Raw genomic sequence first — 22545 nt, forward strand, 5'->3', positions numbered from 1 at the left:
CCAGACGTGGGGCACAGCGTCGTCACGACGCGGTGCCCTTTATCGCCGGATAGAGCCGGCGATAACGCTGATATGTCTCCTCGTAGGCCGAAACCAGCGACGCTTCCGGCGCGATGGTTTCGGCGGTGCGCGGGGCAAAGCAGGTCGCCACCGGATTCGCGCCCGTCGCGGCGATGAGGCCAAGGCGGGCCGCCCCGAAGGCGGCGCCGAAATCGCCATCATCAGGCAGATCGACCGGCAGATTGAGCGCGGTTGCGATCGATTTCAGCCAGTAGCGCGAGCGCGAGCCGCCGCCGATCGCCGTCACGCGCGAAAGCGTCGTACCGGCGGCTCGAAGAGCTTCCAGGCTGTCGCGGATGGCAAAGGACACGCCTTCCATGACCGCCTGCGTCAGCGCTACACGGCTGCTTTCATGGCCGAGCCCGACGAAGGCGCCGCGGATCGCCGCGTCGTTGTGCGGCGTGCGCTCGCCCGAGAGATAGGGAAGGAAGGTCACGCCTGAGGGCGCCTTGATGGTGTCGTCGAGTTCCGAGCTGAGCTCTGCGGCGCTGCGCCCGGCTATGCCGGAATACCAGTTGAGCGCGTCGGTCGCCGAGAGGATGACGCCCATCTGGTGCCAGGTGTTCGGCAGGGCGTGGCAGAAGGCATGCACGGCGCTTTCCGGGTTGGGCAGGTAGCTCGCATTCGCCGCGAAGAGAACGCCCGAGGTCCCGAGCGACACGAAGGCGTTCCCTTCGCCAACCGTGCCCATGCCGCAGGCAGACGCCGCGTTGTCACCGGCACCGCCGGCAACCACGACATCACCGGAGATGCCCCAGCGTGCCGCGAGTTCCGAACGCAGCTTCCCGGCCGGGTCGGTTCCCTCGACGAGGCTCGGCATCTGCTTTTCGTCCATGCCCGTGGCGGCAAGCAGGTTTTCCGACCAGCGCCGCTTTCCGGTATCGAGCCAGGCGGTGCCGGCGGAGTCAGACATTTCCGACATGTGCTCGCCGGTCAGCCATAGGCGCAAATAGTCCTTCGGCAGCAGCACCCAGCGCACCTTGGCGAAGATTTCGGGCTCGTTGGCCCGCACCCAGGCAAGCTTCGGCGCGGTGAAGCCGGGGAAGACGATATTGCCGGTGATCGCGCGGAATTGTGGATCGCCATCGAGTGCCGCCGCCTCGCGGAAGCTGCGGGTGTCGTTCCAGAGAATGCAGGGCCTCAGCACCCGATCGTCGGCGTCGAGCAGCGTCGCGCCGTGCATCTGGCCGGAGAGGCCGATGCCGCTCACAGCCGCAAGCTCCGCCGGGTGCGCCGCCTTCAGCCCGGCGATCGCCTCTTCGGTCGCGCGCACCCAGTCTGCCGGATCCTGTTCCGACCAGCCGGGATGCGGGCGCGAGACGTCGAGCGCGCCCGAGGCCGAACCGACGATGCGCTGGTCGCCATCGATGAGCATTGCCTTGACGCCCGAGGTGCCGAGATCCAGTCCGAGATACATGCTTGCCTCCATTGAGCAATTCCAGACCGGCTTCCCATCTGGAACTGCGTCGTTCCAAATCGTTACGCCGGCTCGACCGGCAGGTTGTCCTTCAGGAAAATCTCGATGCGGATGCGCTCCTGTGCTCCGATCACGGCGAGACCATCGGCGCGGGCCTTGAGCACGCGGACGGCGCTGCGCACTTCATGACCGGCATCCTGGTTCAACAGCGCGTCCAAGGTGCCGGACGAGAGTGCCCGGCGGCTATGGGGCGTGAGTTCATGCGCGATGGCGCAAACATCCCTCTGACGCCCGGCCTTTTCGAGTGCCGTGATCAGGCCGCGATTGCCGGCGCCGAGACTGTAGATGCCGGCGAGACCGGCATGATCGGCGACGAGCTTCGAGACGAGTTGCTCGACCTCGGTCGGATCGTCATGGCCCTCGACGACCGGCAGAAGCCGGCGGCCGGGGGCGCTTTCGGCCATTGCCGTGCTGAAGCCTTCGAGGCGATCGCGATGGTCGCGCACCAGCATCGAGCCGGCAACGATCGCAACCGGCCCCTCGCGACTGCCGAGGAAACGACCCATCAGGCTGCCGGCGGTCCGGCCGGCGGCGATGTTGTCGACGCCGGCAAAGTGATCCCGCGACGATCCCGGCAGGTCGGAGACCAGCGTCACCACGGCAATGCCGTCCTCACGAAGCCGATCGACAGCCGCAACCACCTCGGGCGCATCGATCGCAACCACGGCGACACCGGCCGGGCCGAGTGCCCGCGCCTTTTCCAGCGCCGCGGCAAGGGCCGCCGCATCAAAGGCCGGTACGGAGAGCACGGTGATTGCTGTGCGCTCGACTGCCGAGCGCGCCTTTGCCGCCTCCACCTCGGTCGCGAGGCCACGCATGAAGGTGTTGTCGCCCTCGGGCAGAATGAAGACCAGCGGGTAGCTGCGGCTCTTGGCGAGATTGGCGGCGGCGACGTCGCGTACATAACCAAGCGTCGCAATGGCGCGCTCGACCTTGTCGCGGGTGACAGCACGCACGCCGGGCCGATTGTTCAAAACCCGGTCGACGGTCGCGAGGCTGACCCCCGCTTCGGCAGCGATATCGTGAACTGTCGGGCGCATGTTTCCTCCGGGCTCTGCCTTTAGAGGATTTTTTGATGTACGTAAATCAAGAATCTGCAGAAGGCGGAAAACAGAGCTCCGCGCCCCGACCCGATCCAGCGGATTACACGCATTAACTGTTTGATTTAGGTTGTATTTCCCGGATTATCCGAGGCGCTTGCTGAAGGCCGCGGTAAAGACGACTTCGCCATGGAGCTCGCCAGCCTCGGCAAGCACCACATCCATGAAGCCGTCCGTGACACGCACGATCGCAAAGCCACCCATATAGGCCGCCTTCGGCTTGATGATGTCGAGCCCGTTCTGTCGGTAGATCATTGCCGATTCGTGCTGGTGCCCGTGGAACAGGCCGATGACGTTGCTGCCCTTGATGGTGTCGAGCAGTGCCTGGCGCTGAGAGACGCTCCACCAATGCGGGCTGCCGTCACCGTTGTCGTCAAAGGTCTTCAACTTCGTATCCCAGACCTCCGTCGAGAAGGCGTCCCAGCCATAGTGCTGGAACAGGATCACTGGTCGGCCATCGCCGGCATAGGCCGCGAGATCCTGCTTCAGCCAGGGCAAGGCGTTCACCGCTCCCTTGTTTTCGTCGCCGCCGAAGCGCTGCAATTGCACGAGATGCAGTCCGCCCCAGTCCCAGGAGTAGCAATCCGAGAGCGGGTCGTAGTTGGTCACCGGCACCGGCGGCTTGTAGAAGACCGTCTGGCGATGGTTGAGCTCGACATAGTCACGCAGCTCGCGGCGATACCAGTCGACATGCGGTGGCGTGCCGTCCTGGTCGAGGTCATGATTGCCGAGCCCGACAAAGACGGGCATGTGGACGCGATCATTTCCCGCCCCTTCCTGGTAGCGGCTGGAGAACTGCTGCAGTTGCCGCCCTTCGCGCGGCTGGCGCACCTGGCCGCCGCCATCGTCGGTGATGTCGCCGCCAAGCACCAGGCCGAGTGGCTTGCCGATCTGCCGTCCGCCGCTTGCGAGTCCGCTCGGCTTGTCCGCGACCGTTGCCGGCCAGCGCAGGGCATACACGGCGTTCAGCGCCGCCACATGGCGCAACAGGTTGGCGTCGGTCTTGCCTTCCGCCGCGCAATTCGGCGCAAGCCCCTCGATCGACACGAGGCAGGCATGGATGTCGCTGGAGAACAGGAATGTCGCATCGATGGCCGGAGCGGCTGCGCGGCTGCGGGAGGCCGCAAGCCCTAACCCGAAGCCGGCGAAACCCGTCATGAAAGACCGCCGCGAAATTGCCGCCGAAACCAGCTCCGTCATACCGCCGCCCCTCGATATCCGTCGACGGAAGTGTGCCGCAAGGCGTGCCTTGCGTAAACCGCGCAGACGCTCGGCATGGGGACGAGGAAGACGCGATCGCCCGCTTCCTTGTCCCTCATGGGCAATGATAGTGGCCGCCTTGGCCCATTATCCTGCTTTAATGGCCGCCGCCGCTGGGGCCGACGCCCTGTGGCTTATTGATCATCATCACGCCGAGGATCAGCGACAAAAACAGCACCGTCAGAAGCACGAAAATATCGCTGAAGGACAGGATGACCGCCTGCTTCTGCGCCATGGCGGCAAGCTGCTTGATTGCGATCGTCGTGCCGTCGAGGCCGTGCGCATTGAAGCTGGCAGCGAGGTTGCCGAACCGCTCCATCGCCTCCGGATTGCCCCACTGCACGTGCTCGGCAAGGCGCGCATAGTGGAAGTCCTGGCGCTGGGTCAGGATCGTGTTGATGATCGCAAGCCCCACCGCGCCGCCGAGGTTGCGCGTCAGGTTGAAAAGACCGGATGCGCCACGCATGCGCGCCGGCGGCATGGTGCCGAGCGCGATGTTGTTGATCGGCACCATGCAGAGCATCAGCCCGACGCCGCGCAGGATCTGCGGAATGAACAGCTCGTAGAAATCCCAGTCGGCCGTCAGGTGGCCCATGATCCAGGTGCCGCCGGCAAAGCTGGTGAAACCGATCGTCATCAGCACGCGCGGATCGAGCTTGCCCGAGAGTATGCCGGCGACCGGCGCGGTGAAGAACATCGCAAGGCCCGAGACGAACATCGTCTCGCCGATCATCAAAGAATCGTATCCGCGAATGCGGCCGAGATAGAGCGGGTAGAGATAGGTGAGGCCGTAGAGGCCGATGCCCATCACGAAGGAGAACATCGAGCCGAAGGCGAAGTTGCGGTTGGCAAAAGCCCTGAGGTCGACGACCGGGAACTCCACCTTGAAGGCGCGGTAGAAGAACACGATCGCCGCCAGCGCCGAGGCGACCGCACCCATGACGATATGCTCGTCGTTGAACCAGTCGTTGGTATTGCCCTCTTCCAGCACGTATTCGAGGGCGCCGAGGAAGACGGCCATCGACGCCAGGCCCCACCAGTCGAACTTCTTGAAAAGGCCGAGTTCCGGCTTGTCGAAGTCGATGAAGCTCCAGGTGAGCGTCGCGACGATGATCCCGGGAATGACGTTGACTAGGAACAGCCAGTGCCAGGAGAAGGCGTGACTGAGGTAGCCGCCGACCGTCGGGCCGATCGTCGGCGCCAGCGTCGCGATCAGGCCGATGATCGGCGAGACGACGTTGCGCTTCGACGGCGGAAAGATGGTGAAGGCGGCGGCGAAGACGGAGGGAATCATGCCGCCGCCGATAAAGCCCTGGATCGCGCGGTAGACGATCATCTGGTCGATGTTGGTCGCGGTCGCCGCAAGCGCGCTCGCCGCGGTGAAGCCTGCCGCCGAAACCGAGAACAGGACGCGCGTCGAGACGATGCGCGCCAGCGTTCCCGACAGCGGGATCATGATGACTTCAGCGATGAGATAGGAGGTTTGCACCCAGCCGATCTCGTCCGAGCCGGCCGAGAGGCCTGCCTGGATTTCGGCAAGCGAAGCCGAGACGATCTGAATGTCGAGGATCGCCATGAACATGCCGACGACCATGGCGAAGAAGGCGATCAGCCTCTTCGGGTCCATATGTTCCTCGACCTTCGGTGCGGCGGCCGCCACCGAACCTGCTGTTGCCGTTGCGGCCATCTCAGCCACTCCTTGCATGGGCGCCGCTGGCGCGAGCGTTCTGGACATGCGCATTTCGCCGCGCCGGCGTTCCGGACTTGAACGCGCTCCGTGGCGCGCTCTCGACAGTAAGGCGCGCCCAGGGGCGCGCCGGCATTTCGTCCGCCTACTTGGTAGCGGCGACCTTCGTCGCATCCGGTGCCGTGCGGGTGTCGACATCGACGATGACGCTCAAGCCCGCACGCAGGTGACCTTCGGCCAGCACGTCGGCCGGCAGCGTGATGCGCACCGGCACGCGCTGGATCACCTTGGTGAAGTTGCCGGTGGCGTTTTCCGCCGGCAGCAACGAGAAGACCGAGCCGGAGGCCGGCGAGATCGAGGCAACCGTGCCTTCGATCGCGTGGTCCTCATAGGCGTCGACATGGACCTTGACCTTGGAGCCCGGCACCAGATGGGCGATCTGGGTCTCCTTGAAGTTGGCGTCGATATAGAGCTGGTCGACCGGAACGAGGGCGGCGAGCCGCTGGCCGGCAGAAACGAGGTCGCCGACCTGAACCGCGACGTTGCCGACGACGCCGTCATAGGGTGCCTTCAGGACCGTGAAGCCGAGGTCGCGATTGGCTTTGTCGCGCGCAAGCTCGAGCGAGCGGATCTCGCTTTCCGCTTCCGTGCGCTGCGCTTCGAGAACGGTGATGCTCGCCTTGGAGGCAGCGATGTTGGCATCGGCGCCGGCAAGGTTTGCCCGTGCCTGATCGAGCGCGACGTCTGCATTGTCAAGCGAGGCGACGGTGCCAACGGCCTTGGACTGGAGGTCGCTGGCGCGCTTCTGCGCGAGCTCGGCACCGCGCACCGTCGCTTCCAGAGCCTTCTTCTGCGCTTCGGTCTGGGCAAGGCCCGCCTTCGCGCCGGCAATCTGCGCATCGAAACGGCTGAGTGCCAGCTTCTGGGTGGCAATTTTTGCCTCCGCCTGCTCGGCGGCGATGCGGTAGTCGCCATCGTCAAGGGTAACGAGCGGATCGCCGGCCTTCACTTTCTGGTTCGCGACGGCGTCGACCTTGGCGACGTAACCCGAGACCTTGGGCGAGATCGTCGCGATGTCGCCCTCGATATAGGCGTCATCGGTCGAGACCATGAAGCGGCCATTGGTCCACCAGTCGTAGCCGAACCACGCTCCGGCGGCCAGAAGCGCCAGACCGAGCACGGGGAGAATGGGCTTGCGCGCCTTCTTCGGCGGCTGCACCGCTTCTGCAGGGGCCTGGACAGCGGTCTGTTCCGCGGCGGGCGCCTTTGCCTCAAGCGCGGTTTCCTGCTGCACTTCAAAATCCTCGTCGACCGGACGGACGCGAGCAGCGCTGGATGTGTGGGATGCGGACATTGGGCACCGGCCTGGTTAAAGATTGATGAACGAACTGAACCGTTCGGTTCGATCGGAACTTGACATAAGGCCTTTCTGGTCGCATATCAAGAGGAAATCGAACCACGCGGTTCGATGGCCTGAAATTTAATGCGAGCAGGACGGAAACAAGCGACCATCATGAGTACGGCGAAGACCGGGAAACGGGACATCGTGCAGCCGGTAACCGGCATGGAGGAAGATCTCTGTCCGGGCGGCGGTCGCCACGCCGCCGGTGAGGACCCGATCAAGCGCGAGCAGATCCTCGAAGGTGCGAGGCGTGCCTTTCTGAGCCATGGCTTCGACGCCGCCAGCATGAACGACATCACCCGCGAGGCTGGCGTCTCGAAGGGCACGCTTTACGTCTATTTTGAGAACAAGGAAGACCTTTTCAAGGCCCTGATCATCAAGGGCAAGACCCGGGTGGTCCAGACGGCCAAGCATGCGCTCAACGATCATGACGACGTCGAGGAATCGCTCTACGATTTCGGCGTGACGCTGACGACCAGCATGACGGCCGAGGAAACGATCCGCTCCATGCGCATGGTGATCGGCGTGATCGACCGGATGCCGCATCTGGCCGAACGCTTCTTCAGCGAGGCGCCGGAAAACGGCTACACCGTGCTCAAGGCCTATCTCGACCGGCAGGTTCCCGCCGGCACGCTCAATATCGACAACACCGAGATGGCTGCCCGCCAGTTCATCGAAATGGCCCAGGCCGGGCTCTTCAAGCACCGGCTGTTCGGCGGCATGTGTTCTGCGCCGCCCAAGGAACAGATCGAGGCGACGGTCACCGCCGCCGTCCGCGTCTTCATGGCCGCCTACGGACCGAAGAAATAGGCCGATCGGCGTCGAACTCTTCGAACTCTGCAAGTTTCCCTAAATCCCTGCCGAATTAAGGATAAAAACATGCAGCACTTCAAAGTGCTACAGTGACCTTTGCGCGTCTGACAAGACGCGCGGCGCTGTCGGCGGCGTTTCAAATTCAGCAACTGCGATCAAGCGCGCCTTCCGGCAAGACCCTATCACCAGGGCGCAGCCTGAGGAGTGATGATGAGTGCCATCGGACGGGCGGTCTGGTTCATCGAGAGCCATTTCGCAAAAGATATATCGCTGGATGAAATCGCCGGGGCCGCCGGTCTCTCGCGCTACCATCTCTCGCGCGTTTTCGGGCTAGTCACCGGCCGCTCGATCAGCGTCTATATTCGCGGCCGACGGCTGACCGATGCCGCCTACGCCCTGGCCGATGGCTCTCTCAGCATTCTTTCGGTGGCCCTCGAAGCGGGCTACAACTCGCACGAGGCTTTCACCCGCGCCTTTCGCGACCAGTTCGGCGTAACGCCCGAGACGGTCCGCAAGCAAGGGCACGTTCGCAACATCGAACTGATGGAGCCTATCAGAATGGACGACACCCGCCTTCTCAAGATCGACCCGCCACGCTTCGAAGACAGCCCGCCCCTGCTGTTGGCCGGACTGGCGGAAACCTATGCCTATGGCCGCACCGAGGGCATCCCGTCGCTCTGGCAGCGGTTCAACCGCCATTTCGGCAACATACCCGGCCAGAGGGGCGACATCGCCTATGGCGTGTGCAGCCAAAGCAATGGCGAGGCCGGAACCTTCCGTTACATGGCAGCCGCAGAAGTCAGCGAAGCCGACGAACTGCCCGATGGCTTTTCGACGCTGAAACTGCCGAAGCAGCGCTATGCCGTCTTCCTGCATCGCGGCCACATCTCCGCGATCGCCAAGACGGCGGACCACATCTTCGGCACCTGGCTGCCGGAGTCCGGCCTGCAGCATGGGGAGACGCCGGATCTCATCGAACGCTACGACGAGCGCTTCGACCCGCATTCGGGCATGGGCGCCGTCGAACTGTGGATTCCGATCAAATCGTAAACGGTAAAGCGCTGCCGCAAAGGGCCGGCGGCGCTTGTCACTTCCGCGATGTTACTTAAATACTGCGGCGATTCTTGCGCGACGACGCGCCACCCAGAAAGGAAAGATCGCCGATGCAGGATATCCTGTTGCTTGCCCAAGACCCCGCCGCCTGGGTCGCCCTCGTTACCCTCGTCGTCATGGAGGTGGTTCTCGGCATCGACAACTTGATCTTCATCTCGATCCTTACCAACAAGCTGCCGGTTGAACATCGTGAGAAAGCCCGCCGCGTCGGCATCGGACTCGCGCTCGTCATGCGCCTCGCTCTGCTCGGCACCGTCGCCTGGATCGTCAAGCTGACAACGCCGGTCTTCGAGGCCTTCGGCCACGGTTTCTCCTGGAAGGACATGATCCTGATTGCCGGCGGCCTGTTCCTCGTCTGGAAGGCAACCAAGGAAATCCACCACAATGTCGATCCGAGCGATCACGGCGAGGATTTCATCGCCTCCTCGGCGATCAACAGCTTCGGCGCCGCGATCGGCCAGATCTTGCTGCTCGACCTCGTCTTCTCCGTCGACAGCATCATCACCGCCGTCGGCATGACGCCGCATCTGCCGATCATGGTCATCGCCGTGATTGCCGCCGTGACCGTGATGCTCGTCGCCGCCAATCCGTTGGCGAACTTCATCGAGAAGAACCCGACGATCATCATGCTGGCGCTCGCCTTCCTGTTGATGATCGGCACGACGCTGATCGCCGAAGGCATGGGCCTGCATGTGCCGAAGGGCTACATCTACGCCGCCATGGCTTTCTCGGCGCTCGTCGAAATTCTCAACATGGTCGCACGCAACGCACGGCTCAGGAAGGCAGGCAAGCTCGACTGAAGCCTGTCGCGCAAAAGTGCGCAGCGGTTTTGCGATAACAGGCGAAAGATGAGGAAAGTCACGCCCTCCATCACAGGTGAAGGGCGTGATTTTGCGGGAGATCACGAAAACGCGGAGCCGAGCCGACCGGCCGTCGACCGCGAGCCCTCAGCGAAAACAGGATCATTCCTCCTCTCTCGCTGAGTCATGCCGGTGGCCCGGCCCCACGCCTTCTGGTTGGAGAACGCCTCACCGCAGGAAACGTTCCGCCGGCCTTCCGGCCCGTTCAGACGTCCGCGCGGTGGCCGACCTCGACGAGAATGTTGCCGGGAATGACCGCGTAGAAGACATAGGCGCCGTGCCGGTCCTGCGGCGCGGTCACCTGGACGCCGGCTCCGTGCACCCGCCGATAGACGTCGTCGACCTCGGTTCGCGCCGGCAGCAGGAAGCCGATGTGGTAGGTCTGAGCGCCGAGCCTTACCTGGTCGCCGCCGCCGAGCGCCGCGATCGGCGGGCTGACGACGAGCACCAGGCCGGCCCCGTCAGTCAAACGGTAGAAGGCGTCCTTGCCGCGCTTTTCGACCAGCGTCAGGCCGAAATGGTCGATGAGGAATGAAGCCGTTTCGGCGACGACGGGGCTATAGAGGTCGATGTGATTCAGTCGCATGTTCACAGTCTCCGTGTTCGAGAAACGCGGCGGACTGCGTCGATATGCACACCCCGCCGCGGACCGATGCGATTGCATCGGAACCACGTCGTGGGTTCGAACGGGACGTTCGAGCAGAGCTTCGTTGGAAAACCGAAGGGACCGGGCTTACCATTTCCGGTCCTGCCTTTTTCGACGCGTTCGGCTTACCGCAGAACGGCCGGGGACGGAAGAGGCGACGGCAATCAGTTCTTCCCGGCATCCGGGTCGATGCGCTGCAACTCCTGCAGATAGGCGTCGAGACGGTCGAATTTCTGCTCCCAGAAGCGGCGATAGCCGTCGAGCCAATTGTTGACGTCCTTGAGCGGTGCCGCCTCGAGCCGGCACGGGCGCCACTGCGCTTCGCGGCCGCGGCTGATCAGCCCGGCGCGCTCGAGGACCTTGAGATGCTTGGAGACCGCGGGCAGGCTCATTTCGAAGGGTTCCGCCAGTTCGCCGACCGAGGCGTCTCCGAGGGCGAGGCGGGCGAGGATCGCTCTTCGCGTCGGGTCGGCTAAGGCTGAGAGCGTCGTCGACAGGCGGTCTTCCGGCATCTTCTAAAAAACCTTTCAGTTAAATAACCTTTTGGTTCATTATCGCTCGGGGCAGGCAGTGTCAACAAAAACCGGCGTGATCCGGTTTCCGTTGACATGATCGGCGTTCTATGGTCTCACGCGAGCCGACTGGAATAGCCTGCCGATACCGTTGTTGCGGCACCCTTGCGGGCCTTTCCTTCCCATAAAATGCGCGCCCGGCGGCCGAATATCTTCTTCGGCAAGGGGCGAAAAGCACGTCAGACGGGCAAAGACCATGGCAAATTCAGCAGTCCGGGTACGCATCGCACCCTCCCCCACCGGCGAGCCGCATGTCGGCACGGCCTATATCGCCCTATTCAACTATCTCTTCGCGAAGAAGCATGGCGGCGAATTCATCCTGCGCATCGAAGACACGGATGCGACCCGCTCGACGCCGGAGTTCGAACAGAAGGTGCTGGACGCGCTGAAATGGTGCGGGCTTGAATGGTCGGAAGGTCCCGACATCGGTGGTCCCTATGGCCCCTACCGCCAGAGCGATCGCAAGGACATGTATCGTCCCTATGTCGAGAAGATCGTCGAGAACGGTCACGGCTTCCGCTGCTTCTGTACGCCGGAGCGGCTCGAGCAGATGCGCGAGAGCCAGCGCGCCGCCGGCAAGCCGTCGAAGTATGACGGCCTTTGCCTCAACCTCTCCGCCGAGGAAGTGACGTCGCGCGTCGCCGCCGGCGAACCGCATGTCGTGCGCATGAAGATCCCGACCGAGGGCTCGTGCAAGTTCCACGACGGCGTCTATGGCGACGTCGAGATTCCATGGGATGCCGTCGACATGCAGGTCCTCTTGAAGGCCGACGGCATGCCGACCTACCACATGGCGAACGTCGTCGACGACCACCTGATGAAGATCACCCACGTCGCCCGCGGCGAGGAGTGGCTGGCTTCGGTTCCGAAGCACATCCTGATCTACCGGTATCTCGGCCTCGAGCCGCCGAAGTTCATGCACCTGTCGCTGATGCGCAATGCCGACAAGTCGAAGCTGTCGAAGCGCAAGAACCCGACGTCGATCTCCTATTACACCGCGCTCGGCTACCTGCCGGAAGCGCTGATGAACTTCCTCGGCCTGTTCTTCATCCAGATCGCCGAAGGCGAGGAACTGCTGACGATCGACGAACTCGCGGCCAAGTTCGATCCGGAAAACCTCTCCAAGGCCGGCGCGATCTTCGACATCCAGAAGCTCGACTGGCTGAATGCCCGCTGGATCCGTGAGAAGCTGTCGGAAGAAGAATTCGCCGCCCGCGTCCTTGCATGGGCAATGGAAAACGACCGTCTGAAGCAGGGTCTCAAGCTCAGCCAGTCGCGTATTTCGAAGTTCGGCGAACTGCCCGACCTCGCAAGCTTCCTGTTCAAGTCCGACCTCGGACTGCAGCCGGCCGCCTTTGCCGGCGTCAAGTCGACGCCCGAAGAACTGCTCGAAGTCCTGAACACCGTTCAGCCGGATCTCGAAAAGATCCTGGAGTGGAACAAGGAGTCGATCGAAGCGGAACTGCGTGCGGTCGCCGAACGCATGGGCAAGAAGCTGAAGGTCATCGTGGCGCCGCTCTTCGTGGCGGTTTCGGGCTCGCAGCGTTCGTTGCCACTGTTCGACAGCATGGAAATCCTGGGCCGCGCCGTGGTACGCCAGCGCCTGAAGGTGGCGGCCCAGGTGGTCGCCTCCATGGTCGGCAGCGGAAAGTAAGGAGAGCACGATGAGCGACAAGACCGAGACCACTGGCCTCTCCTCCGACGCAACGGAAGTGCGCGCACAGAAGCTGAAGCTCCTGCGCGAACAGATCGGCGACGTCTATCCGGCGCATTTCCACCGGACGATGACCAATGCCGAACTCATTGCGAAGTACGAAGGCCTGGAGCCGGACACCGAGACACAGGATGTCGTGACCGTTGCCGGCCGCGTCTATTCCTCGCGCAACTCCGGCATGTTCATGGACATCCATGACGCCTCCGGCAAGATCCAGATCTTCAGCCACAAGGACGTGACGAGCGAGGAAGCCCGCGGCCTGCTGCCGATGATCGACATCGGCGACATCATCGGCGTCACCGGCGTCGTGCGCCGCACCAAGCGCGGCGAGCTGACGATCAACGCGCAGGCGATCACCATGCTGACGAAGTCGCTGCTGCCGATGCCCGAGAAGTGGCACGGCCTCTCCGACATCGAGCTGCGTTACCGCAAGCGCCATCTCGACATCATGACCAACGAGGAATCGAAACTGCGCTTCCAGCAGCGCAGCCGCATCGTTTCCGGCATCCGCCGCTTCATGGAAAACGACGGCTTCATGGAAGTCGAGACGCCGATGCTGCATTCGGTCTATGGTGGCGCCACCGCCGAGCCGTTCAAGACGCATCACAACACGCTGAAGCTCGACATGTACCTGCGCATCGCGCCGGAACTGTATCTGAAGCGGACGCTGGTCTCGGGCCTCACCGACAAGGTCTTCGAGATCAACCGCAACTTCCGCAACGAAGGCGTCTCCACCCGGCACAATCCGGAATTCACCATGATGGAGTGCTACTGGGCCTATGCCGACTACGAGGACGTCATGGACCTCGTCGAACGCATGTTCGCCGAACTCGCCGTGGCGATCCACGGCTCGACCGAGTTCGCCTATGGCGACAAGCAGCTCTCCTTCAAGGGCCCGTTCCGCCGCGTGCCGATGCCTGATGCCGTCAAGGAAGCGACCGGCATCGACTTCCTGGCGATGAAGACCGACGAGGAAGCCCGCGCTGCCGCCAAGGCTGCCGGCTTCGAGGTCGAGAAGGACTGGACCTGGGGCGAGTGCCTCGCCTTCGTCTTCGAGGAGAAGGTCGAGGGAACGCTGATCCAGCCGGCTCACGTCACGCATTTCCCGAAGGACATCTCGCCCTTCGCCAAGGAAGTGCCGGGCGAGCCGCGCCTCGTCGAGCGTTTCGAGACCTATTGCAACGCCTGGGAACTCGGCAACGCCTTCTCCGAACTCAACGATCCGGAAGAACAGCGCGCCCGCATGGTCGAGCAGCTCGAGCAAGCGCACGCCCGCGGCGAAAAGGCCAAGCAGCTGGACGACGAGTTCCTTGATGCCATCGACCAGGGCATGCCGCCGGCTGGTGGCCTCGGCATCGGCGTCGACCGTCTGATCATGCTGCTCACCAATGCGCCGTCGATCCGCGACGTCATCCTCTTCCCGGCACGCCGCCAGAAGGCCGACTGATCAAGGCCGCATTGCCACGGATACGAAGGCCCGCCGCGCACGCGTCGGGCCTTTTTGATTTTCAGAAGAAACTATTCGATTACGCGGGCTCAATGCCCGGCGGGTGCCTCGGCCGTTTCAGCCGGTTCGGCCCGATGTTCGGCACCGCCTGCGTCGCCGGTCTTGGCTTCGGCAGGGTCCGCCAACGGATCGATGCAAGGCGAGTGGTCGTCCATCGCCGCCATCATCGTGCGGATATCGTCCATGGAGAGATCGACCGTCTTGCCGTGGAAGACGCCGGCAGAGTTGGCCGTGCCGGCGTTATAGGAAGCGCGGAACGTTTCGCTCATGCCAGGCACGCTCTGCGGACCGGGAGCAAAGAGCACCTCCGCGCCGATTGCGGCTCCGCGGACCTGCGCGCGGTCCTCCGGGCCGGCGGCGTCGAGCACGACGACCTGATAGAGATCGGCCCGCTCGGCCTTCGCCAGCGCCCCGACCACACGCAAGGCCGTGCGCATGCGCGCCTCGCCGTCGGCGCGATCGGTCTTGACGTGCATGCGGATCCAGCGTTGGCCATTGTGGCTGAGCTTGAGGGTCCGCAGCAGCGTGCATTCGAGACCCGAGGTATTCGGCTTGGAAAGCCCCGCCATCAGAGCGTCCCGGCTGACATAGACGGCGGCCCCGCCGGATGCGGCCGAGACGCCGAAGGCGGCCGCGAGGATGACCAGCAGTCTCTTCGATGGCCGAAACTTGCCGAGGATAGCCTTCACGAGGGTGACTCCGCCGTCATATCCAGGAATTGCAGAAAAGCCCGAAGGGCGCCTCAACATAAGGCCCGCCACCTTTCGGAAAGTTTAAGCTGCTGCCGAGAAGGGTCACGGAGCCGCAACCAGCGCGGTCACTGAAACGGCACAGAGATGCGCAGGCGATTGACCCGCCTGCGCATCGCTGTCGCCTGTTGGCGCTGCTCAATCGATCGCGATGTCCACGCGGTTGCGGCACTCGCGATAGGGCGAGACGTGTATGGTCCCTGACGCATCCACCCACCGCCGGTTTTCAACGCAATAGGCCCCGGATTTCGTCAGGATCACCCTGGGGCGGCGGCGGTTGTAGTTGTCGTTGCCATGCGTGAAGGAGCCGATGCCGGGATACCAATCGCTGCTGTCGGAAGAGCTGTGCCCGCCACCGCCGCCGCGGCCCTTGCCGCCGGCGCTTTGGGCAAAGGAGGGAGCGGCAAACGAAGTGGCCGCGGTGATGACGATCATCGAAACGAGTACCAGCTTATGCATGACATGACCTCCCGGTTGACGCTGGATGAGCGGTTGCCATCCATGTGAAGGAGCTTGCCATGTCCGCCGGGGCAGCGATGTTCCCACGGAAACGCGCCGGGAAGGCGCTCGATCTCCGCCCAGGCGCCCGAGAGGGAGATTGACTTTCACGGCCATCTTGCCTCCATTGCGGGCCGTCAAACACAAGAACAAGAAAAGAAGAACGAAAATGCACAAAGTCATATTCGATACGGACCCGGGCATCGACGATGCGATGGCGCTGCTTTTCCTGCATCGGCATCCGGCTATCGACCTGATCGGCATCACCACCGTCTTCGGCAACGCCTCGGTCGAAACCACCACGCGCAACGCCCTGTTCCTGAAGCAGCGCTGGGGCATCGACGCACCGGTCGCCAAGGGTCTCGACAAGACCTTCAACCCCGACCGCCCGCATGTCGGCTGGCCGACTTTCATCCACGGCGACGACGGCCTCGGCAACATCGACGTCCCCGAGACGGTCGATCTGCCGATCGACCCGCGCCCGGCGCACCGCTTCATCATCGATACGGTCCGCGCCCATCCGGGCGAAGTGACGCTGATCGCGGTTGGCCGCATGACCAACCTGGCGCTGGCGCTGCGCGAGGATCCGGATTTTGCCGCACTCGTGCGCGAAGTCGTCATCATGGGCGGCGCCTTCGACATCAACGGCAACATCACCCCGGCGGCCGAAGCCAACATCCACGGCGACCCGGAAGCCGCTGATGTGGTGATGACAGCCCCGTGGCCGGTCACCGTCGTCGGTCTCGACGTCACCACCAAGACGGTGATGACCAAGGCGATGATCGCCGAGATCGCCGAGCACGGCGGCGAAGCCGGCAAGCTGCTCGCCGACATCTCGAAGTTCTACGTCACCTTCTACGAGCAGCACGTGCCCGACGGCATGGTCGTGCATGATAGCTGCGCCTGCGCCTATGTCGTGGCGCCTGAGCTCTTCACCGTCCGAAGCGGCTCGATCCGCGTCGTCTGCGGCGGCATTGCCGACGGCCAGACGATCCAGCGCCCGGACAACAAGCTCTTCCCGCCGAGCCCTTGGGACGATCTGCCGAGCCAGAAGGCCTGCATCGACATCGATGCCGTGCGTACGCTGAAGCTGATCAGCGACACGCTGGTCCTGAACGGCTGAACCTGACCGGGGCGCGACCGATGTTGTGCCTTGAAAAACGTGAACAAGATGGCTGGCGGACACGCGTTCGCCGGCTATCTTTATGTCCATGAAACCGGACGCCCTGCTCTATCCCGCCCCCAAGGGCCTCTATTGCCAGATCGGCGATTTCTACATCGACCCGGTGCAGCCGGTCGAAAGGGCGCTGATCACCCATGGCCATTCCGACCATGCCCGCGCCGGCCACGGCCAGGTGCTCGCCACCCGCGAAACCCTCGACATCATGCGTATTCGCTACGGCGATGGCTTCTGCGGCACGAGCCAGGCCGTCGAACTCGGGGAAAGGCTGACACTGAACGGGGTCGAGCTGGGCTTCCATCCGGCGGGCCACGTGCTCGGCTCGGCACAGATCTCCGTCCGCGCCAACGGCACCCGCATCGTCGTCTCCGGCGACTACAAGCGTCGGCGGGATCCGACCTGTGCCGGTTTCGAACCGGTCGCCTGCGACGTCTTCATCACCGAAGCCACCTTCGGCCTGCCGGTTTTCCACCACCCGGACGACCGGGCCGAAACGCGCAAACTGCTGACGTCGCTTGCGCAATTCCCCGAGCGGACCCACGTCGTCGGCGCCTATGCGCTCGGCAAGGCGCAGCGCGTTATCGCGCTGCTGCGCGAAGCGGGCTACCACGAGCCGATCTTCATCCACGGCGCCCTGCAGCGGCTCTGCGACTACTACCAGAGCCAGGGCATCGACCTCGGCGAGCTGCGTCCGGCAACGCTCGCCGCAGACGAAAAGCAGGATTTCAGGGGCACGATCGTGATCGGCCCGCCCGCCGCCTTCGCCGATCGCTGGTCGCGGCGCTTCGCCGATCCGATCGCCATCTTCGCGTCCGGCTGGATGCTGATCCGTCAAAGAGCGAAGCAGCGCGGCGTCGAACTGCCGCTCGTCATCTCCGACCATTGCGACTGGGCCGAGCTCACGGCGACGATCACCGAGATCGCACCGGGCGAAGTCTGGGTCACGCATGGGCGTGAGGAAGCGCTGGTGCGCTGGTGCGAGCTTCAGGGCATCGCCGCCCGCCCGCTGCACCTCGTCGGCTACGACGACGAGGGAGAGTGACGGATGCATGCCTTTGCCGAACTGCTCGACCGTCTCGTTCTAAGCCCGCAGCGCAACGCCAAGATCCGCCTGCTGGCCGATTACTTCCGGACCACCCCGGATCCGAGCCGCGGCTACGCGCTGGCGGCCATCGCCGGTACGTTGTCGCTGAACACCGTCAAGCCGGCTATGATCCGCGACCTGCTGCTCGAACGCATGGACGCCGTGCTGTTCCAGTATTCCTACGACTATGTCGGCGACCTGGCCGAAACGGTCTCGCTCGTCTGGGAGCCGCCGGCCGGCACCGTCGCATCGGATATTCCGCTCGGTGAAGCCATCGAGCGTCTGCAGATGACCGGCCGCGCCGACGCCCGCAGCGTCGTGCGCGACATGCTCGACCACCTGGACACCTCCGCGCGCTTCGCCTTTCTCAAACTGGTGACCGGGGGCCTAAGGATCGGCGTGTCGGCCAAGCTCGCCAAGCAGGCACTCGCCGAGATGGGCGGCAAGGATGTCGCCGAGATCGAGACGCTCTGGCACGGCTTGTCGCCGCCCTATCTGCAGCTCTTCCGCTGGCTTTCGGGTAAGGCCGAGAAACCTGCGCTTTCGACGCCGGCCGTCTTCCATTCGGTCATGCTTGCCAACCCCGTCGGCGAAGGCGATCTCGACGCGCTCGACCCCGGGGACTTCGCCGCCGAATGGAAGTGGGACGGGATCCGGGTGCAGCTTGCCAATATCGGCGGCGTGCGCCGGCTCTATTCCCGCAGCGGCGATGAGATTTCCGGCACCTTTCCCGATGTGCTGGAAGCGGCGGACTTCACCGGCGTCATCGACGGCGAACTGCTCGTCGGCGGTACGGCGCGCACCAATCGCGCAACCCGGAGCTTCGCCGATCTGCAACAGCGCCTGAACCGCAAGACCGTCAGCCACAAGCTTCTCGAGACCTACCCCGCCTTTATCCGCGCCTACGACATTCTCTTTTCAGGCGAGGAGGACGTTCGCCCGCAAGGCTTCGTCGCAAGAAGGGCAATGCTTGCCGATCTGGTCGAACACGCCTCGCCGCAGCATTTCGACCTGTCGCCGCTGGTGCCGTTCTCGTCCTGGGACGAGCTTGATCGGCTGCGCGCCGACCCGCCCGATCCGGTCATCGAAGGCATCATGCTGAAACGGCTCGATTCACCCTATACGCCGGGCCGTGTCAAAGGTCCCTGGTTCAAGTGGAAGCGTGCGCCCTTCAACATCGACGCGGTGCTGATGTATGCGCAGCGCGGCCACGGCAAACGCTCGAGCTACTACTCCGACTACACCTTCGGCGTCTGGACCACGGTCGACGGGAAGGAGACGCTCGTACCGGTCGGCAAGGCCTATTTCGGCTTCACCGACGCCGAGCTGGAGGTTCTCGACCGTTTCGTCAGGGACAACACGACCGAGCGCTTCGGGCCGGTTCGGGCCGTGCGCGCCGAGCCCGATTTCGGTTTCGTCGTCGAAGTCGCCTTCGAGGGCATCAATCGCTCGACGCGGCACAAATCCGGCGTGGCGATGCGTTTTCCGCGCATAGCCCGCCTTCGGCAGGACAAGCTGCCGCGCGACGCCGATCGCCTGGAGACGCTGCAAGCGATGATCGAAGCACGCGAAGGCACGTAGGATCGCGGTCCGTCCGGAAATCTGGGAACACCGGCCATCGCCGCGCGTTGGGAGAAGGCTATCAACGGAAAGGTGGTGTTCCATGCCAGCCAAGTCGAAGGCTCAGCAGCAGGCAGCCGGTGCGGCCCTTGCCGCAAAGCGCGGAGAGATCAAGAAATCCAGCCTCAAGGGCGCGTCCCGCGGGATGGAAAAATCCATGAGCGAAAGCGAACTCAAGGAACTTGCCGAAACCAAGCGCAAGAAGCTGCCCGAACGCAAGGACGACTGAGCGCGGGACCTCGAACAAAAGAACCGCCTAAAACAAGAATTGTTAAGACCCTTTTGGGATTATCCCGGTCGATACACAGCCATTCGCGTGCCGCCGGGGTGATTTGTGCCTGCCAGACATGCTTTGAACCTCGGAATGAAGAGGCTCTCCAGGGTTTTGACGCCAAGTTACCTGCCGGCGCTCATAGCGGCTTTCGTGGTCCTGGTGGCCGGCATCCTCGCAGACAATCAGAACCAGGTAGTGGCTGAGGCGCGCCTGCGCGCACGGGTCGCCGAAGAGCTCAACCCCATCCGCGCCAAGCTCGAGGCCAACGTCAACGGCAACATCCAGTTGGTGCGCGGATTGATCGGCACGCTCGTCACCGAGCCCGGCATGGATCAGAAACGCTTCGCTGCGCTCTCGCGCAGCATCTTCACCGAACGCTCGCAACTGCGCAGCATCGCCGCCGCGCCGAACCTCATCGTCTCGCTCGTCTACCCGCTCGAAGGAAATGAGAAGGCGCTGGGGCTCGATTATCGCAGGAATGAGGCGCAGCGCGCTGCCGTCATGCGGGTCAAGGACACCGGCCAGATGGTCCTTGCCGGTCCCGTGGACCTCGTCCAGGGCGGGCGGGGACTGATCGGCCGGTTCCCGGTATCGATCGACGCCGGCGGCAGCAGCAATCGCTTCTGGGGCATCGTCTCCGCCATCATCGACATCGAACGCCTCTATCGTGACAGCGGGCTCTATTCGAAGCAGCCCGGCATCGATATCGCCATAGCCGGACGCGACGGGACGGGCGCAAAGGGACCGGTCTTCTTCGGCGACCCGGCAGTCTTCAAGCATTCGCCTGTCGAGATGACCGTGCTCTTGCCTGGCGGCTGCTGGCGCATTGCAGCCGTTCCCAAGGGCGGATGGCCGGCGACGGCCGGTAATGCCTGGTTGATCCGCGGCTTGATCGTTCTCGGCGGCCTGATGATCATCCTGCCGATGGTGCTGACCGGCCGCCTGATGAGCGAGCGGCAGAGCAACATTCGCGCGCTCAGGCACAGCAAGGCGCAACTGCAGGAACTTTCCCATCGCCTGAGAATCGCGCTGGACTCCTCGCAGATCGGCATTTGGGAACTCGACATCGCGAGCGGCAAGCTGATTTGGGATGACCGGATGCGGGAACTCTACGGCCGCGTCGGTTCCACAAGCGAGACCTACGAGGACTGGAGGAGCGCGCTACATTCCGACGATCTCCGGCGTGCCGAGGCCGAATTCAAGAAAGCGCTCGAGACCGGCGACGCCTACAATTCGGACTTCCGCATCTGCCTCCGCGACGGCAGTTTGCGACACATTCGCGCGATCGGCTCCGCCTATACCGGCACCGATGGCTTAAGGAAGGTCGTCGGCGTCAACTGGGACGTCACCGCCGATATCGAGACCCGCGAAACCCTGTTCGAAGCCAAGCGCATGGCCGAGGCGCACAGCGTCGAACTCGAGGCGGCGCGTCATCGCATGGAATTCAATGCCCTGCACGATCCGCTGACCGGCCTGCCGAACCGCCGCTTCCTCGACCAGGTCCTGGCCGAGCGCGACAGGCACTTCGCGCCCGAGGCAAGGCTCAGCATCTTTCATATGGACCTCGACCGGTTCAAGCAGATCAACGATACGCTCGGCCACGCCGCCGGCGACGAGATCCTGCGCCACGCCGCCGAACTGCTGCGCGGCAATGCGGATGCAAAGGACTTCGTCGCCCGCATCGGTGGCGACGAATTCGTCATCGTTCGTCAGGATGGCGGGGCAGAACCGGACGCCACGCTCGCTTCCCGCATCATCGAGGCGATGAGCGTGCCCGTTCGCTACAAGGATCAGGAGTGCCGCATCGGCGTCAGCATCGGCATTGCTGCCCAGACCAAGGCAACGGATGACCTGTCGCACGTGCTGGTCAATGCCGACATTGCGCTCTACGAAGCCAAGCGCCGCGGCCGCAACCGCCACGAGACCTTCACGGGCGAGCTGAAGACGGCCGTTTTCAAGACGAAGCAGACGGCCGACGAGATCCTTCGCGGGCTGGAGCACAACGAGTTCATCGCGCATTTCCAGCCGCAGTTCTGCCCACGATCGCTCGACATCATCGGTGTCGAGGCACTGGCCCGCTGGGATCATCCGTCCAAGGGCTTGCTCGGTCCCCACACGTTCCTGAAGACGGCGGAAGACATCAACGTCGTCGCATCGATCGACCAGGCAATCCTGGAACAGGCGCTGTTCCAGATCTATCGCTGGGAGGCCAATGGCATCCATATTCCCAAGGTCTCGGTCAATCTGTCCTATGCGCGCCTTCACGATGAAAACCTGATCGATCGTCTCGAACAATTGCAGATTCCGCCCGGCCGCCTGTCTTTCGAACTGCTGGAATCGATCTCCTTCGACGAGAGCGACGTGACGGTGCTGTCCAATATCCGGCGCATCAAGGAGCTCGGCATCGACATCGAGATCGACGATTTCGGCACAGGCTATGCCTCGATCCTGAGCCTTTTGAAATTGACCCCGCGGCGGTTGAAGATCGACCGTCAGCTCGTCCTGCCGATCCGCGAGTCGCCCACCGAAAAGCGGCTTGTCGAGTCGATCATCGATATCGGCACGTCGCTCGGCATCGAAGTGATCGCCGAGGGTGTCGAGACGCTGGAACACGCCCATATCCTGAAGGAACTCGGCTGCCACGGGCTGCAGGGCTACGCCTTCGCGCGGCCGATGAACGCCAACGACCTTGCCACCTTCGCCTTCGAGCGTCGCTGGCTCGCCGCCTGAGAAGCACGCCCGCTCGCTGCAAAAAACACGGTGCGTGCATTTTTCGCACGGGCAAGACTTGGCAGCCCTGCCGCGAATCGCCATAAAAACAATTGCCTGCCTCCATATCTTGGGACCGGCGGCATCATCTGCGGCAGTCGCTGACGCGACCGCCCTTTCGGGCCTCTAGAGCGTCCCGCTGCAAGTGCAACCCACTAAA

19 protein-coding genes are annotated in these 22545 nt (G+C 63.5%); 10 read left to right on the forward strand and 9 right to left on the reverse strand.

Features of this window, described 5'->3' with window-relative positions; translation table 11 throughout:
• Positions 1-22: 22 nt before the first annotated feature.
• From xylB to AC1Z3V_RS15120, 5 genes are all read right to left on the reverse strand, one after another.
• On the reverse strand, positions 23-1477 hold the full coding sequence (gene xylB / locus AC1Z3V_RS15100) for a xylulokinase (protein WP_483500099.1): 1455 nt from the start codon (positions 1475-1477) through the stop codon (positions 23-25).
• A gap of 62 nt (positions 1478-1539) precedes the next feature.
• On the reverse strand, positions 1540-2577 hold the full coding sequence (locus tag AC1Z3V_RS15105) for a LacI family DNA-binding transcriptional regulator (protein ID WP_483500100.1): 1038 nt from the start codon (positions 2575-2577) through the stop codon (positions 1540-1542).
• A 144-nt stretch (positions 2578-2721) separates the two neighbouring features.
• Positions 2722-3795 carry a metallophosphoesterase gene (locus tag AC1Z3V_RS15110; RefSeq protein WP_483500102.1) on the reverse strand — a complete coding sequence of 358 codons (1074 nt, stop codon included), beginning with the start codon at positions 3793-3795 and terminating at the stop codon, positions 2722-2724.
• 199 nt (positions 3796-3994) lie between these two features.
• Positions 3995-5584, reverse strand: a complete 1590-nt coding sequence (locus tag AC1Z3V_RS15115) for a DHA2 family efflux MFS transporter permease subunit (protein ID WP_429813058.1) — start codon at positions 5582-5584, stop codon at positions 3995-3997.
• A 145-nt stretch (positions 5585-5729) separates the two neighbouring features.
• Positions 5730-6938, reverse strand: coding sequence for an HlyD family secretion protein (locus AC1Z3V_RS15120; protein WP_483500103.1), 1209 nt, complete (start codon positions 6936-6938; stop codon positions 5730-5732).
• A gap of 210 nt (positions 6939-7148) precedes the next feature.
• Here AC1Z3V_RS15120 and AC1Z3V_RS15125 point away from each other — a divergent pair, with 210 nt between their 5' ends.
• From AC1Z3V_RS15125 to AC1Z3V_RS15135, 3 genes are all read left to right on the forward strand, one after another.
• Positions 7149-7796 (forward strand): TetR/AcrR family transcriptional regulator, encoded by a 648-nt coding sequence (locus AC1Z3V_RS15125; RefSeq protein WP_483504088.1) that lies wholly within the window; start codon positions 7149-7151, stop codon positions 7794-7796.
• 213 nt (positions 7797-8009) lie between these two features.
• Positions 8010-8849, forward strand: coding sequence for an AraC family transcriptional regulator (locus AC1Z3V_RS15130; protein WP_483500105.1), 840 nt, complete (start codon positions 8010-8012; stop codon positions 8847-8849).
• A gap of 113 nt (positions 8850-8962) precedes the next feature.
• Complete coding sequence (locus AC1Z3V_RS15135) at positions 8963-9712, forward strand: TerC family protein (protein WP_483500107.1); 750 nt, start codon at positions 8963-8965, stop codon at positions 9710-9712.
• Positions 9713-9977: 265 nt separating this feature from the next.
• On the opposite strand, the gene AC1Z3V_RS15140 is transcribed toward AC1Z3V_RS15135, so the two are convergent.
• Positions 9978-10358 carry a VOC family protein gene (locus AC1Z3V_RS15140; RefSeq protein WP_483500109.1) on the reverse strand — a complete coding sequence of 127 codons (381 nt, stop codon included), beginning with the start codon at positions 10356-10358 and terminating at the stop codon, positions 9978-9980.
• A gap of 224 nt (positions 10359-10582) precedes the next feature.
• Positions 10583-10930 carry an ArsR/SmtB family transcription factor gene (locus AC1Z3V_RS15145; protein ID WP_483500111.1) on the reverse strand — a complete coding sequence of 116 codons (348 nt, stop codon included), beginning with the start codon at positions 10928-10930 and terminating at the stop codon, positions 10583-10585.
• 256 nt (positions 10931-11186) lie between these two features.
• On the opposite strand from AC1Z3V_RS15145, the gene gltX reads away from it, so the two are divergent.
• A complete protein-coding gene (gene gltX / locus AC1Z3V_RS15150) occupies positions 11187-12644 on the forward strand; it encodes a glutamate--tRNA ligase (RefSeq protein WP_483500113.1) in 1458 nt (485 codons plus the stop codon).
• 10 nt (positions 12645-12654) lie between these two features.
• Positions 12655-14151 carry a lysine--tRNA ligase gene (lysS, locus tag AC1Z3V_RS15155; protein ID WP_483500115.1) on the forward strand — a complete coding sequence of 499 codons (1497 nt, stop codon included), beginning with the start codon at positions 12655-12657 and terminating at the stop codon, positions 14149-14151.
• A gap of 89 nt (positions 14152-14240) precedes the next feature.
• On the opposite strand, the gene AC1Z3V_RS15160 is transcribed toward lysS, so the two are convergent.
• Entirely contained in the window at positions 14241-14900 is a 660-nt protein-coding gene (locus AC1Z3V_RS15160) for a hypothetical protein (RefSeq protein ID WP_429813039.1), read from the reverse strand.
• 198 nt (positions 14901-15098) lie between these two features.
• Positions 15099-15419: a hypothetical protein gene (locus AC1Z3V_RS15165; RefSeq protein WP_483500117.1), complete on the reverse strand. Its 321-nt coding sequence runs from the start codon at positions 15417-15419 to the stop codon at positions 15099-15101.
• 208 nt (positions 15420-15627) lie between these two features.
• Here AC1Z3V_RS15165 and AC1Z3V_RS15170 point away from each other — a divergent pair, with 208 nt between their 5' ends.
• The 5 genes from AC1Z3V_RS15170 to AC1Z3V_RS15190 all read left to right on the forward strand — a co-directional run bounded on the left by AC1Z3V_RS15170 (position 15628) and on the right by AC1Z3V_RS15190 (position 22346).
• Entirely contained in the window at positions 15628-16581 is a 954-nt protein-coding gene (locus tag AC1Z3V_RS15170) for a nucleoside hydrolase (protein ID WP_483500119.1), read from the forward strand.
• Positions 16582-16669: 88 nt separating this feature from the next.
• Positions 16670-17680 carry a ligase-associated DNA damage response exonuclease gene (locus AC1Z3V_RS15175; RefSeq protein ID WP_483504089.1) on the forward strand — a complete coding sequence of 337 codons (1011 nt, stop codon included), beginning with the start codon at positions 16670-16672 and terminating at the stop codon, positions 17678-17680.
• A 3-nt stretch (positions 17681-17683) separates the two neighbouring features.
• Positions 17684-19303, forward strand: a complete 1620-nt coding sequence (locus AC1Z3V_RS15180; RefSeq protein WP_483500121.1) for a cisplatin damage response ATP-dependent DNA ligase — start codon at positions 17684-17686, stop codon at positions 19301-19303.
• Positions 19304-19385: 82 nt separating this feature from the next.
• Positions 19386-19571, forward strand: coding sequence for a DUF3008 family protein (locus AC1Z3V_RS15185; RefSeq protein WP_483500123.1), 186 nt, complete (start codon positions 19386-19388; stop codon positions 19569-19571).
• 135 nt (positions 19572-19706) lie between these two features.
• Positions 19707-22346, forward strand: a complete 2640-nt coding sequence (locus tag AC1Z3V_RS15190; protein ID WP_483500125.1) for a bifunctional diguanylate cyclase/phosphodiesterase — start codon at positions 19707-19709, stop codon at positions 22344-22346.
• Positions 22347-22545 lie beyond the last annotated feature (199 nt).

The organism is Ensifer sp. 38_S197 (assembly GCF_056924495.1).

Coding starts and splice junctions, on each gene's coding strand:
- AC1Z3V_RS15165 (WP_483500117.1), bottom strand. CDS start 15,419: ATGCATAAGCTGGTACTCGTTTCGATGATCGTCATCACCGCGGCCACT.
- AC1Z3V_RS15190 (WP_483500125.1), top strand. CDS start 19,707: ATGAAGAGGCTCTCCAGGGTTTTGACGCCAAGTTACCTGCCGGCGCTC.
- AC1Z3V_RS15105 (WP_483500100.1), bottom strand. CDS start 2,577: ATGCGCCCGACAGTTCACGATATCGCTGCCGAAGCGGGGGTCAGCCTC.
- AC1Z3V_RS15185 (WP_483500123.1), top strand. CDS start 19,386: ATGCCAGCCAAGTCGAAGGCTCAGCAGCAGGCAGCCGGTGCGGCCCTT.
- AC1Z3V_RS15175 (WP_483504089.1), top strand. CDS start 16,670: ATGAAACCGGACGCCCTGCTCTATCCCGCCCCCAAGGGCCTCTATTGC.
- AC1Z3V_RS15135 (WP_483500107.1), top strand. CDS start 8,963: ATGCAGGATATCCTGTTGCTTGCCCAAGACCCCGCCGCCTGGGTCGCC.
- AC1Z3V_RS15120 (WP_483500103.1), bottom strand. CDS start 6,938: ATGTCCGCATCCCACACATCCAGCGCTGCTCGCGTCCGTCCGGTCGAC.
- AC1Z3V_RS15130 (WP_483500105.1), top strand. CDS start 8,010: ATGAGTGCCATCGGACGGGCGGTCTGGTTCATCGAGAGCCATTTCGCA.
- AC1Z3V_RS15140 (WP_483500109.1), bottom strand. CDS start 10,358: ATGCGACTGAATCACATCGACCTCTATAGCCCCGTCGTCGCCGAAACG.
- AC1Z3V_RS15170 (WP_483500119.1), top strand. CDS start 15,628: ATGCACAAAGTCATATTCGATACGGACCCGGGCATCGACGATGCGATG.
- AC1Z3V_RS15110 (WP_483500102.1), bottom strand. CDS start 3,795: ATGACGGGTTTCGCCGGCTTCGGGTTAGGGCTTGCGGCCTCCCGCAGC.
- xylB (WP_483500099.1), bottom strand. CDS start 1,477: ATGTATCTCGGACTGGATCTCGGCACCTCGGGCGTCAAGGCAATGCTC.
- gltX (WP_483500113.1), top strand. CDS start 11,187: ATGGCAAATTCAGCAGTCCGGGTACGCATCGCACCCTCCCCCACCGGC.
- AC1Z3V_RS15115 (WP_429813058.1), bottom strand. CDS start 5,584: ATGGCCGCAACGGCAACAGCAGGTTCGGTGGCGGCCGCCGCACCGAAG.
- AC1Z3V_RS15145 (WP_483500111.1), bottom strand. CDS start 10,930: ATGCCGGAAGACCGCCTGTCGACGACGCTCTCAGCCTTAGCCGACCCG.
- lysS (WP_483500115.1), top strand. CDS start 12,655: ATGAGCGACAAGACCGAGACCACTGGCCTCTCCTCCGACGCAACGGAA.
- AC1Z3V_RS15180 (WP_483500121.1), top strand. CDS start 17,684: ATGCATGCCTTTGCCGAACTGCTCGACCGTCTCGTTCTAAGCCCGCAG.
- AC1Z3V_RS15125 (WP_483504088.1), top strand. CDS start 7,149: ATGGAGGAAGATCTCTGTCCGGGCGGCGGTCGCCACGCCGCCGGTGAG.